The organism is Shinella sp. WSD5-1 (assembly GCF_963942435.1).
GTDB classification, from domain to species: domain Bacteria; phylum Pseudomonadota; class Alphaproteobacteria; order Rhizobiales; family Rhizobiaceae; genus Shinella; species Shinella yambaruensis.
In genome coordinates, this window is record NZ_OZ012596.1 from 358,645 (window position 1) to 370,556 (window position 11,912).

Consider the following 11,912-nt stretch of genomic DNA (forward strand, 5'->3'; position numbering starts at 1 on the left):
AGGGTCAAACCTCTCCCCACCCACTGCCGTCATCCTCGGCTTTGAGCCGAGGATCCACAGTCGCGGCGAGCCAGCGGATGGATGGTCGGGTCAAGCCCGACCATGACGAAGGGGAGGTTTGGTAGCCGGCGCCAGCACCGGCCTTCCGCTTGCCCCTTGCGCGCCGCCTCGCGCAGGATTATGCCTTGCCTTGCTCTAACGGGGTGCCCGGGGTTCTTTCCTCCGGCTGAGAGGCGGTTTCGCCAACCCGAAGAACCTGATCCGGCTCGTACCGGCGGAGGGATTAGACGGCACATCCAGCGCCCTACTCCCGTTTTGTGAACAGCAAGGAGGCGCGGATGCGCAAGACTTCTCTTTCCACCATCGCGGCACTCGCCGTTTCCCTCGCCTTTCCCGCGCTCGCGCAGGAAAAGACGCTGACCGTCTACACCTATGAGAGCTTCGTCGCCGAATGGGGCCCCGGCCCCAAGGTCAAGGAAGCCTTCGAGAAGACCTGCGGCTGCACCGTCGAGTGGGTCGGCGTCGCCGACGGCGTCGAACTTTTGACGCGCCTGAAACTCGAAGGCGAGGGCACGAAGGCCGACCTGGTGCTCGGCCTCGACACCAACCTGATCACCGAGGCCAAGGCGACCGGCCTCTTCGAGGCGCACGGCCTTTCGCCGGCGGACCTCACCGTGCCCGGCGGTTTTTCGGACGACACGTTCCTGCCCTATGACTACGGCCATTTCGCCGTCGTCTATGACAGCGAGACGCTCAAGAACCCGCCGACGAGCCTGAAGGATCTCGTCGAGGGCGATCCCTCGCAGAAGATCGTCATCGAGGATCCGCGCACCTCGACGCCGGGTCTCGGCCTCCTGCTCTGGGTGAAGTCGGTCTATGGCGACAAGGCGGGCGAGGCGTGGGGCAAACTGAAGGACCGCGTGCTGACCGTCACGCCCGGCTGGTCGGAAGCCTACGGCCTCTTCACCAAGGGCGAGGCGCCGATGGTGCTGTCCTACACGACCTCGCCGGCCTACCATGTCATCGCGGAACAGACCGAGCGCTACAAGGCCGCTGCCTTCTCCGAGGGCCACTACGTGCAGATCGAGGTCGCCGGCCTGACGCGCACCGCCGACGACAAGGACCTTGCCCGCCAGTTCCTGACCTTCATGATCGGCCCGGACTTCCAGTCGATCATCCCGGAGACCAACTGGATGATGCCGGCCGCAAAGACGAAGGACCCGCTGCCGGCCGCCTTCGACGCGCTGGTGAAGCCGGAAAAGACCTTCCTGATGCCGTCGGACGAAGTCGCGGCCAACCGCAAGGCCTGGATTGACGAATGGCTGACGGCGATGAGCGCCAAGTAACGTGATCTTCGCCCGCACTGAGCGACGAACGCTGCGTGTCGCCGGGGGCCTCGCCCTCGGCACCGTGCTCGCCTTCGTCGGTGCGGCGACGGCCGTGCTTCTCGCCCATGCCGGCCCCGGCGCCGGTGCGCCGCTCCTCGATGCCTATACCGGGCGCGTCGCGCGGTTCACGCTGCTGCAGGCGACGCTCTCCACGCTGCTGTCCGTCCTCCTCGCCATTCCTATCGCCCGGGCGCTCGCCCGGCAGCGGGATTTTCCGGGCCGCGTCTGGATCATCCGGCTGTCCGTCGTGCCGCTCGGCCTGCCGGCGCTGGTCGCCGCGCTCGGCGTCATCGAGATCTGGGGCCGGCAGGGCGTCGTCAACGACCTGCTCGGGCTTGCCGGGCTGCAGAGCCCGGTCAGCGTCTACGGGCTTGCCGGCATCCTGATCGCCCACGTCTTCTTCAACTTGCCGCTCGCCGCGCGCTTCCTGCTGGCGGCCCTCGACCGCATTCCGGCGGAATACTGGCTGACCTCCGCCAATCTCGGCATGGGCGGCGGTGCGGTGTTCCGGCTCATCGAATGGCCGGTGATCCGGCGGATCCTGCCGGGCATCGCCGGCCTCGTCTTCATGCTCTGCGCGACGAGCTTCACCATCGTTCTGACGCTCGGCGGCGGACCGGCGGCGACCACGATCGAAGTGGCGATCTACCAGGCGCTGCGCTTCGATTTCGACCCCGAGCGCGCCGTGCTGCTCGCCTTCCTGCAGATCCTCGTCACGGCAAGCCTGCTCTGGCTGATCTCGCTGTTCGGCCGCCCGCCTGAGGAAGGCATGACGGCGGGCCGCGCCATCCGCCGCTTCGACGGCCGCGGGCGCCGCCTCCCCGACGGCCTCGTCATCCTTCTCTTCACCCTCTTCACCGCCGCCCCGCTCGCCGCCACCCTCGTCTCGGGCCTTTCCGCCGATCTCGTCCGGCTGGCGCTCGATCCGCTGCTGCACCGGGCGCTCCTCACCAGCCTCGCCATTTCCTTCGCCTCGGCCTGCCTCAGCCTCGCGATCGCGCTGCCCATCGTGCTCGTGCCGCGACTTGCCGAAACGGGCGAGGCGGGCATCGCGACGCGGCTGATGGGCCGCGCGCTGCCGGCAGTCGGTTCGCTCATTCTGCTCGTGCCGCCGGTCGTCGTCGCCACGGGCTGGTTCCTCGTGCTGAGGACTTTCGGCGAGACCGGGCGCTTCGCCCCCGCCGTCATCACCGTCCTCAACGCGCTGATGGCGCTGCCCTTCGTCGTGCGCGTGCTGGAGCCGGCCTATCGCACCCATCTTGCGCGCACCGCGCGGCTCGCGCTCAGCCTCGGCGTCACCGGATTGCATCGCCTGCGATGGATCGACCTGCCGGCCCTGAAGAAGCCGCTGCTCACGGCCTTCGCCTTCGCCATGGCGCTGTCGCTCGGCGATCTCGGCGCCGTCGCCATTTTCGGCGCGGAAGGCTTCGTCACCCTGCCCTGGCTGCTTTTCTCCCGCATGGCGAGCTATCGCACGGCGGACGCCGCCGGCATCGCGCTGCTGCTCGGCGTGATATGCCTTCTCCTGACGCTGCCCTCGACCACGGCGGAGCGCCCGACCGAAAGACAAAGCGCCGATGCCTGACCTTGCCATCCGCCTCGCCGACGTCACCGTGCGCTTCGAGGAGAAGCGGCTTTCCTTCGACTGCGCCATTCCCGCCGGCGCAGCAGTCGCCGTGGCAGGCCCCTCGGGCGCGGGAAAATCGACACTGTTCAACGTGATCGCCGGCTTCCAGGCGCCGGCTTCGGGCGATGTCCGGCTGCTCGGCGAAGACATGGCAGGGCGGGACCCCGCGGAACGGCCGGTCTCGATCATCTTCCAGGACAACAACCTCTTTGCGCATCTGACGATCGCCGACAATGTCGGCCTCGGCATCGATCCCGCGCTGCGGCTGGACGCGCCGGCGCGCCAGCGCGTGTTCACGGCGCTCGCGCGCGTCGGCCTCGGCGGCTACGAGCGGCGCCTGCCGGGCTCGCTCTCCGGCGGCGAGCGGCAGCGCGTGGCGCTCGCCCGCGCCCTCGTGCGGCGCCGGCCAATCCTGCTGCTCGATGAGCCCTTCGCCGCGCTCGATCCGGCCATGCGGGCGGAGATGGCGAAACTTCTGGCGGAACTGCGCGACGAAACGAAGAGCACGATGCTCTTCATCACGCATCAGCCGGAGGACATCCGCCGGCTGGCCGACCGGGTGATGTTCCTGGAGGCGGGCGCGATCCTTCTCGACGAGCCCGCCGGCGATTTCCTCTCGCGGCGCGAACCGCCGGCCGTTGCAAAATTCCTCGGTCATTCCGCGCTTTAGCAGCACGGCCGGCAGGGCATCCCGGCGGCACGCCACAATTTGGACGCCCCCCTGTGTCACCGGAGCCACAAGGGAAGCGTTTGTCGAATCGGGAGTTGCCGGCCAGGTATGGTGCGTCTATCTCATCCATTCGAGGACCCGGTTCGGGCTGTGGGCAAGAGATATGGCGAGAGCAACGCAGGAAGCTGCAATGGTATGCGGACGCGGGGTTTTGAGGCCCCTTGCGGCGTTGATGCTTGCCGGCACGCTGCTGTCAGGCTGCCAGTCGATCATCGAGCAGACCTATGAGCCGACGATCTCGCCCTCATCCAATCCGCAGATCGTCGAAGAGGTGCAGAAGAACGACCCGCGCGCCCAGATGGGCGCCCGCGAGCACCCGCGCATCGTCGCAAGCTACGGCGGCGAATACAAGGACGCCAAGACCGAGCGGCTCGTCGCCCGCATTGCCGGCGCGCTGACGCTCGTTTCGGAAAACCCGAACCAGTCCTACCGCATCACCATCCTGAATTCTCCCGCGATCAACGCCTTCGCGCTGCCGGGCGGCTATCTCTACGTTACCCGCGGCCTGCTGGCGCTCGCCAACGACGCCTCGGAGGTCGCCGCCGTGCTCTCGCACGAAATGGCGCATGTCACCGCCAATCACGGCATCGAGCGCCAGAAGAAGGAAGAGGCCGAGGTCATCGCCAGCCGCGTCGTGGCCGAGGTGCTTTCCAGCAACATCGCCGGCAAGCAGGCCTTGGCGCGCGGAAAGCTGCGCCTTGCCGCCTTCTCGCGCAACCAGGAACTCCAGGCGGACGTCATCGGCGTGCGCATGCTTGGCGAAGCGGGCTACGACCCCTATGCCGCCGCGCGCTTCCTCGATTCCATGGCGGCCTATGCCCGCTTCACCGCGGTCGATCCCGATTCCGACCAGAGCCTCGACTTCCTGTCGAGCCACCCGAACGCGCCGCAGCGCGTGGAGCTGGCGCGCCTGCATGCCCGGGCCTTCGGCGCGGAAGGCTCGATCGGCGACCGCGGCCGCGACTATTACCTCGCCGGCATCGACGGCCTGCTCTACGGCGATGCGCCGGAAGAGGGCTATGTGCGCGGCCAGACCTTCCTGCACGGCAAGCTCGGCATCCGCTTCGACGTGCCGGCCGGCTTCCAGATCGACAACAAGGCCGATGCGGTGCTGGCGACGGGTCCCGGGGATGTCGCGATCCGCTTCGACGGCGTCGCCGACAGCCGCAAGCAGAACCTCGTCAACTATATTTCGAGCGGCTGGGTGACCGGCCTTCGGCCGGAGACGATCCAGCCCATCACGATCAACGGGCTGGAGGCGGCGACGGCCAAGGCGGCGGCCGACCGCTGGGAATTCGACGTCACGGTCGTGCGCATCGACAACCAGATCTACCGCTTCCTGACCGCGGTGCCGGTGGGCTCGAAGGCGCTGGAGCCGACCGCGGCGATCCTCAGGGCCTCGTTCCGCAAGCTGACGCCGCCTGAAGTCGCCTCGCTGAAGCCGCTGCGCGTGCGCGTCGTCACGGCGCGGGCAGGCGACACCGTCGCCTCACTCGCCGGGCGGATGATGGGCACGGACCGCAAGCTCGACCTCTTCCGCCTGATCAACGCGATGACGGCGGCAAGCACCGTCCGCCCGGGCGAAAAGTTCAAGATCATCAGCGAATAGGCATCTTGCCAAACAGAAACCCCGCCGGAAACGGCGGGGTTTCTGTTTGTTGACGAACCTCGCCTCACCCCCCCCCCGACGTCATCTTCGGCCTTGAGCCGAGGATCCAACGGCGTACCCCGGATCGTGGATGGTCGGGTCAAGCCCGACCATGACGGAGGAGAGGTTTGGCGGACTGTCTCTCTTCGAAGTGAGACCCCGCCGTATCAGGCGGGGTTCTTTCATTCAACCGTCCATCCGGCTTGGCGTTACTCGCGGTTGCCGAGGAAGCGCAGCAGGAACAGGAAGAGGTTGATGAAGTCGAGGTAGAGCGTCAGCGCGCCCATGATGGCCTTGCGGCCGGCCACGGCGACGTCATCGGCTTCAAAATACATTTCCTTGATCTTCTGCGTGTCCCAGGCCGTCAGGCCTGCGAAGACCAGAACGCCGATCGCGGAGATCGCGAAGTCGAGCGCCGAGGACTGCAGGAACAGGTTGACGAGCGAGGCGATGATCAGGCCGAACAGGCCCATGATCAGGAACGAGCCGATCGCGGACAGGTCCCGCTTCGTCGTGTAGCCGAACAGCGACAGCGCGCCGAAGGCGGCGGCGGAGACGAAGAAGGTCTGCGCGATGCTGGCGCCGGTATAGATCAGGAAGATCGACGACAGCGACAGGCCCATCAGGCCGGCATAGACCCAGAAGGTCGTCTGCGCGGCCGAAACGCTCATCGTATGGATACGGAAGCTCAGGAAGAAGACCAGCGCCAGCGGGGCGAGCATCACGACCCACTTCAGCGGGCTCACATAGATCGCGTAACCGAAGCTCGTGAGCTGGCCACCGGCAAAGGCAGCCTGCGAGGCGAAATACGCCACGACACCGGTGATCGCGAGACCCAGGGCCATCAGGTTGTAGACCCGGAGCATATAGGCGCGCAGGCCCTCGTCGATGACGGCACCGGCCTGAGCGCCGGCATTGGCCGTTCGGGTCTGGTAGTTGCGGAGATCAGCCATGTTTTCCTCTCGTAAAGCCCCCTCGTGGTGACGGTGTCGGGTTCCCGTTTATTCGCCGAGGGTCCGGCGCAAGGGATCCGGGCAGCCGCTGCGGGGCTCCAGCTTGCCTGCACTCAATATGCGCATGAATTGTGTCTCGTACAAGACCCGCGCGCCCTGCGGGAGCCCGGATCCTGCCGATGTCAGAGCTCGCGCAGCACGGGCGCGGCCTTCTGCCCCAGGATGCGCCAGGTCCCGGCAAGGCCGATGCCGACGGTCATGACGAGCGCCGTGACGACCGTCATGACGGCCACGTCCGGCAGGAAGCTCGACGGCAGCGTCATGATGCGGCTCACAACGAACCAGGCCGCCACCCCGCCGGCGAAGAGCGCGAAGACCGCCGTCGCCAGCCCGAGCATCAGATATTCGTAGCTGAAGGCGCGGATCAGCGTGGCGCGCGTCGCACCCAGCGTCTTGAGGACCACCGCATCGTGCACGCGCGCCCGGTTGCCGGCGGCGAGCGCCCCGGCGAGCACGAGGATCGAGGCGATGAGCGCGACGGCCGCCGCCGCCCGGATGGCGGTGGCGAGCTGGCCGACCAGCTCGTTGACCACGTCGAGCGCATCCTTGACGCGCACGCTGGTGATCGTCGGGAAGGCATTGGTGACGGCCTTCAAGGTCGCCGCCTCCTGCCCGGCCGTCGCCTGCGGGTCGATCACCGTCGCCAGCCACGCATGCGGCGCGCCGGCAAAGGTGTTCGGCGAGAAGACCATGACGAAGTTGATCGACAGCGATTCCCATTCGACATTGCGGAAGTTCGCGATGCGCGCCGTGATGTTGCGGCCGAGCACGTTGACCGTCACGCTGTCGCCGATCTTGAGGCCGAGCTCGCGGCCCTCCTCGGCGGCGAAGGAGACGAGCGGCTCGCCGGAATAATCCTCCGGCCACCATTCGCCCTCGGCAAGCGTGGAGTTTTCCGGCGTGCGCTTGGCATAGGTGATGCCGCGGTCACCGCGCAGCACCCATTGCCCCTCCGGCGGCACCTTGACCTTCGAGACCTCGACGCCGTTCAGCTCCATGACGCGGCCGCGCAGCATGGGCACCTCGATGATCTTGCCGTCGGGCATGTTCGCCTGCAGCACGGTGCGGAACCCGTCGAGCTCGCTGCCCTGGATATCGACGAAGAAGAAGTTCGGCGCGCGCTCCGGCAGGTTGCCGGTCAGTTCCCGGCGCAGATTGCCGTCGATCAGCGTCAGCGTGACGAGAAGCGCAAGGCCGAGGCCGAGCGACAGCACGACGGACGCGGTAAGCGCGCCCGGCCGGTGGATATTGCCGACCGCCAGCCGCAAGGCGGGCGAATTTACGCGCGGGCTGCGTTTCGCGACCGCGGTGATCAGCATGGCGACGACGCGCAGAACGACGAAGGCGAAGGCGATCGCCCCGAGGAAGACGACGGCGATGTAGCGGTCATAGGCCGTGGCAATGGCAAGCCCGGCCAGCGCCGCAAGAAGCAGCGCCGCGCCCGCGACATAGGGCCAGCTCGGCAGGCGGCCGGCCTCGAAACCCTGCTCGCGGAAGAGCGCCGTCGCCGGCACCTCGCGGGCATGGCCGAGCGGCATGATGGCGAAGGCCAGCGCCGTCAGGAGGCCGAAGACCGCGGCAAGCAACAGGGCCGGGGGATAGATCGTCGCCTCCGCCGGCACCGGCAGCACGCCGTCGAGGAAGCCCATCGCCACCACGGGCATCAGCGCGCCCGCCACGAGGCCGATCAGGATGCCGACCGCGGCGATCAGCGCGATCTGCACAAGATAGACCAACGCCACCAGCGAAGCCGGCGCGCCGAGGCACTTGAAGGTGGCGATGACGGAGCGCTTGGAATCGAGATAGGCGCGCACCGCATTGGCAACGCCGACGCCGCCGACGATCAGCGCCGTCAGGCCGACCAGCGTCAGGAACTGCGAGAAGCGCGTGATGTTGTTGGTCAGCGAAGGCGCCGCGCTGTTGGAGGTACGGATCGACCAGCCGGCCTGCGGGAAGGCTTTCGTGGCGTCCGCCCGCACCTTCGACAGCGCCATGCCGGCATCGGCGAGCCGGATGCGATAGGCGTTCTCCACGAGGCTGCCGGTCTGCACGAGCCCACTCGCCTGCATGGCCTCCTCCGAGATCATCAGCCGCGGCGCGAAGCCGAACCCTTCCGAAACGGCGTCCGGCTCGCGCACCAGCGTCGCCGTCACCTTCAGCCGGGCGGTGCCGAGCAGGATCTCGTCGCCGACGGCAATGCCGAGACGGTCGAGCAGCAGCGGCGCGACGACCGCGCCGTAGCTCTCGCCCTCCTTGGCGAAGAGCGCGGAGGACGGCTGCTGCGGGCTGGTCTCCAGCGTGCCGTAGAGCGGATAGGCGCCGTCGACGCCTTTCGCCTCGACCAGCGTCTGGTCGGACCCGTCGGGCAGGCGCGCCATGGAGCGCAGGCTGGAGGAGAGGGAAACGTCGCCCAACCCCTTAAAATGCTCCAGCTCTTCCGGGGTCGCGAAGCGGTTGTTGAATTCGAAGCGCACGTCGCCGGCAAGCAGGGTCTGCCCCTGCGAGGCGATCGCCTGGGTGATGGCGCTCGACACCGAGTTGACGCCCGCGATCGCCGCCGTTCCGAGCGCGATGCAGGCGAGGAAGATGTAGAACCCCTTGAGGCCCCCGCGCATTTCGCGCAGCGCCAGGCGAAGTGCCAGAGGAAACTGTCTCAGGACCGTGCCGATCCTCATGCGGGCACCGCCTCGGCCAGCGTCGCCTTGATCGGCGCCGCGCCGGAAACGATCTCGCCGGAGCGCATGGCGACCTGCCGGCTGCACCGGGCGGCGAGCGAGGGATCATGCGTCACCAGCACCAGCGTCATGCCGCGCTCGGCCTGCTTTGCGAAGAGAAGATCGGCGATCTGCCGGCCGGTCTCGGTGTCGAGGTTGCCGGTCGGCTCGTCGGCGATCAGCAGTTTCGGCGAGGGCGCGAGCGCCCGGGCGATCGCCACGCGCTGCTGTTCGCCGCCCGAAAGCTGGCCGGGATAATGCGACAGGCGCTCGCCGAGGCCGACCGCCGTCAACTCCCGCCGGGCGATCTCGAAGGCGTCCCGCACATTGGCGAGCTCCAGCGGCACCGCGACGTTTTCCAGTGCCGTCATGTTGGGAATGAGGTGGAAGGACTGGAAGACGATGCCGATATTGCGGCCGCGGAAATCGGCCACCTGGTCCTCGGTCATGCCGTGCAGGCCCGCGCTGTCGATATGGATCTCGCCGCTGTCCAGCCGTTCGAGCCCGGCGAGCACCATCAGGAGCGTCGACTTGCCGGAGCCGGACGGGCCGACGATGCCGACCGATTCACCCCCCTCGATCGAAAGGTCGATCCCCTTCAGCACATGAACGGAGGCGGCCGCCCGGCCGAGGGTGAGATCGGCTTTTTTGAGATCGATGATGGTTTTGGCCAAGGAATTCTGCCCTATATGTCTTGAAGCAACTGGAATGCCAGCAATCTAGGATCAGCGACATGTCGTTTAAAGCGGCGCTTGGATTTTTCGCCTCACTTGCAATCACAGCTTTGTTATCCGTGAATGCCGCCCGGGCGGAGCCCGTGAAGCTCGTCGGCTTCGGCGACAGCCTGATGGCCGGCTACCAGCTGCCCGCGACGGACGCCTTTCCGGTGAAGCTGGAGAAGGCGTTGCGCGAAAAGGGCTACGAGGTCGAGATCGCCAATGCCGGCGTTTCCGGCGACACGAGCTCCGGCGGTCTTGCCCGGCTCGACTGGTCGATCCCCGAGGGCACGCAGGGCGTGATTCTGGAACTCGGCGCCAACGACGCGCTGCGCGGCATTCCGCCGGAACAGACGGAGAAGAACCTCGACGCCATGCTGACACGCCTCAAGGAGCGCGGCATCGCGGTGCTGCTTGCCGGCATGCTGGCCCCGCCGAACATGGGCCCCGACTACGGCGAGCGCTTCAACGGCATCTACCAGCGCATGGCGGAAAAGCACGGCGTCGCGCTCTATCCGTTCTTCCTCGACGGGGTCGTCACCAAGGCGAACCTGCAATTGGAGGATGGCATGCATCCGAATTCCGAGGGGGTGGACGTGATGGTCGCGACGATCCTTCCGGCCGCCGAAGCGTTCATCAAATCGATACCGGCGAAGGAGTAGTTTTCGCGGGTGCGAAATAAGGGTTGCGCAAAAATCCATTGCGTGATTCGCTGACAGTACATTCCAGCAGGGAGAAGTCGCCATGCCGAGACTTTTCGTCGCCCTCGAAGTGCCGCGCAATGCTGCCATGAGCCTCTCCTTGCTGAGAGGCGGACTTCCCGGAGCCCGCTGGATCGATGTCGAGAACTTCCACATTACCTTGCGTTTCATCGGCGATATCGACGGCCGCACTGCCGACGAGGTGGTCGACAAGCTCGACCGCATCGAGCGCCCGGAATTCCAGCTGGCCCTGTCGGGCATGGGCTCCTTCGGCTCGAAGAAGCCGCATTCCGTCTTCGCCGGCGTGACGCAGGCGCCGGAAATGTACGCCCTCCAGGGCGAAATCGAGCGCATCTGCCAGCGCCTCGGCCTTCCCGCCGATCCGCGAAAGTTCACGCCCCACGTCACGCTCGCCCGCCTGCGCAACGCCCGCACCGAGGACGTCGCCCACTACCTTTCCGGCCGCGGCAATTTCCACACCGCCCCCTTCACGGTGAACCGCTTCGTGCTGATGTCCTCGAAGGAATCGGTCGGCGGGGGGCCGTACCTTACGGAAGAGGTTTTCCCGCTCTACGAGGCCGGCGGCGGCTGGGACGGCGCGGACTTGCACGACCATCCGGTTTGACAGAACGGACAGACAGCTGCGGGTACGTCATTTCAGCTGGGCAACGGCGGCAGGTCAGGTGCGGTCAGTCCCGCGAAGGGCTCGCGCCACGCATCGATCCGTTCAAGCCGCTCGTTCCAATCCTGTATTGCCGGATATTCGTCAAGCGGCAGCCGGGCGACGTCGTTGTAGGGTAGGAAGGTCGCCATCCGGAAATCCGCGAACGAGACGGTGTCGCCAACGAGCCACGCGCGGTTTGACAGTTCGCTTTCCAGGATGCGCGCGGCCTTGTGAAACTGCCGAAGTCCTTCCGCGACCATCTGCTCGTCGCAGGCGCCGATGCCGTAGCGCGGCTTTGTCCCGCGTTCCCATTGCACGATGTCGCATGCCTTGACGAAATTTTCCTTCGCCCAGCTGATCCAGCGGATCATGTCCGGCTCGTCATCGTCGGTGCGCCAGAAATTCGAACGGGCGTTTCGGGAGAGCCAGCAGACGATGGCGTCGCTTTCCCAGAGCGTCCGGCCGGGAAGCTCGAGAATTGGCAGCAACAGGTTCGGGTTCAGCGGCCTGTAGCGCTCCGCCTGACCCGCCGCCAGCGGCGCTGCGAACGCGAATTCGACGTCTGCCTTCAAAAAGCGCGCGGCTGCGACCGCCACGCGGGGATTGGGGTTGCGGCTGAAATAGATCTTCATTCGGCTTGCCTCCATTTGCATACCCCGAAAGACGCCCGGGCGAGGGACGGGCCGACATCGGCGCGAAAAGAAACCGTGG

General features: G+C 66.8%; 10 protein-coding genes and 1 riboswitch. Of the genes, 6 read left to right on the forward strand and 4 right to left on the reverse strand.

Features of this window, described 5'->3' with window-relative positions; translation table 11 throughout:
- Positions 1-189 precede the first annotated feature (189 nt).
- Positions 190-300, forward strand: a riboswitch (TPP riboswitch).
- Positions 301-338: 38 nt separating this feature from the next.
- The 4 genes from thiB (at position 339) to AABQ55_RS01715 (ending at position 5,354) form a co-directional block, all read left to right on the forward strand.
- Positions 339-1,346, forward strand: coding sequence for a thiamine ABC transporter substrate binding subunit (thiB, locus tag AABQ55_RS01700; RefSeq protein ID WP_272807041.1), 1,008 nt, complete (start codon positions 339-341; stop codon positions 1,344-1,346).
- 1 nt (position 1,347) lies between these two features.
- Entirely contained in the window at positions 1,348-2,973 is a 1,626-nt protein-coding gene (gene thiP, locus AABQ55_RS01705) for a thiamine/thiamine pyrophosphate ABC transporter permease (RefSeq protein WP_272807042.1), read from the forward strand.
- Positions 2,966-3,685, forward strand: coding sequence for a thiamine ABC transporter ATP-binding protein (gene thiQ, locus AABQ55_RS01710; protein ID WP_272807043.1), 720 nt, complete (start codon positions 2,966-2,968; stop codon positions 3,683-3,685). The genes thiP and thiQ overlap by 8 nt, the downstream gene beginning before the upstream one ends.
- Positions 3,686-3,875: 190 nt before the next feature.
- Positions 3,876-5,354 (forward strand): M48 family metalloprotease, encoded by a 1,479-nt coding sequence (locus tag AABQ55_RS01715; RefSeq protein WP_272807044.1) that lies wholly within the window; start codon positions 3,876-3,878, stop codon positions 5,352-5,354.
- 248 nt (positions 5,355-5,602) lie between these two features.
- On the opposite strand, the gene AABQ55_RS01720 is transcribed toward AABQ55_RS01715, so the two are convergent.
- The 3 genes from AABQ55_RS01720 to AABQ55_RS01730 all read right to left on the reverse strand — a co-directional run bounded on the left by AABQ55_RS01720 (position 5,603) and on the right by AABQ55_RS01730 (position 9,794).
- Positions 5,603-6,346 (reverse strand): Bax inhibitor-1/YccA family protein, encoded by a 744-nt coding sequence (locus AABQ55_RS01720; protein WP_244769195.1) that lies wholly within the window; start codon positions 6,344-6,346, stop codon positions 5,603-5,605.
- A gap of 182 nt (positions 6,347-6,528) precedes the next feature.
- A complete protein-coding gene (locus AABQ55_RS01725) occupies positions 6,529-9,081 on the reverse strand; it encodes an ABC transporter permease (protein ID WP_272807045.1) in 2,553 nt (850 codons plus the stop codon).
- Positions 9,078-9,794: an ABC transporter ATP-binding protein gene (locus AABQ55_RS01730; RefSeq protein ID WP_272807046.1), complete on the reverse strand. Its 717-nt coding sequence runs from the start codon at positions 9,792-9,794 to the stop codon at positions 9,078-9,080. Before AABQ55_RS01730 ends, AABQ55_RS01725 begins: the two co-directional genes overlap by 4 nt.
- A 59-nt stretch (positions 9,795-9,853) precedes the next feature.
- On the opposite strand from AABQ55_RS01730, the gene AABQ55_RS01735 reads away from it, so the two are divergent.
- Positions 9,854-10,498 carry an arylesterase gene (locus AABQ55_RS01735; protein WP_244769192.1) on the forward strand — a complete coding sequence of 215 codons (645 nt, stop codon included), beginning with the start codon at positions 9,854-9,856 and terminating at the stop codon, positions 10,496-10,498.
- An 82-nt stretch (positions 10,499-10,580) separates the two neighbouring features.
- Positions 10,581-11,162 (forward strand): RNA 2',3'-cyclic phosphodiesterase, encoded by a 582-nt coding sequence (gene thpR / locus AABQ55_RS01740; RefSeq protein ID WP_272807047.1) that lies wholly within the window; start codon positions 10,581-10,583, stop codon positions 11,160-11,162.
- A 32-nt stretch (positions 11,163-11,194) separates the two neighbouring features.
- On the opposite strand, the gene AABQ55_RS01745 is transcribed toward thpR, so the two are convergent.
- Complete coding sequence (locus AABQ55_RS01745) at positions 11,195-11,833, reverse strand: glutathione S-transferase family protein (RefSeq protein WP_244769190.1); 639 nt, start codon at positions 11,831-11,833, stop codon at positions 11,195-11,197.
- Positions 11,834-11,912: the final 79 nt, after the last annotated feature.

Bases quoted from the DNA above. Each gene is read 5' to 3' on its own strand.
- thiB (WP_272807041.1), top strand. From the start codon at position 339: ATGCGCAAGACTTCTCTTTCCACCATCGCGGCACTCGCCGTTTCCCTC.
- thiQ (WP_272807043.1), top strand. From the start codon at position 2,966: ATGCCTGACCTTGCCATCCGCCTCGCCGACGTCACCGTGCGCTTCGAG.
- AABQ55_RS01715 (WP_272807044.1), top strand. From the start codon at position 3,876: ATGGTATGCGGACGCGGGGTTTTGAGGCCCCTTGCGGCGTTGATGCTT.
- AABQ55_RS01720 (WP_244769195.1), bottom strand. From the start codon at position 6,346: ATGGCTGATCTCCGCAACTACCAGACCCGAACGGCCAATGCCGGCGCT.
- AABQ55_RS01725 (WP_272807045.1), bottom strand. From the start codon at position 9,081: ATGAGGATCGGCACGGTCCTGAGACAGTTTCCTCTGGCACTTCGCCTG.
- AABQ55_RS01735 (WP_244769192.1), top strand. From the start codon at position 9,854: ATGTCGTTTAAAGCGGCGCTTGGATTTTTCGCCTCACTTGCAATCACA.
- thpR (WP_272807047.1), top strand. From the start codon at position 10,581: ATGCCGAGACTTTTCGTCGCCCTCGAAGTGCCGCGCAATGCTGCCATG.
- AABQ55_RS01745 (WP_244769190.1), bottom strand. From the start codon at position 11,833: ATGAAGATCTATTTCAGCCGCAACCCCAATCCCCGCGTGGCGGTCGCA.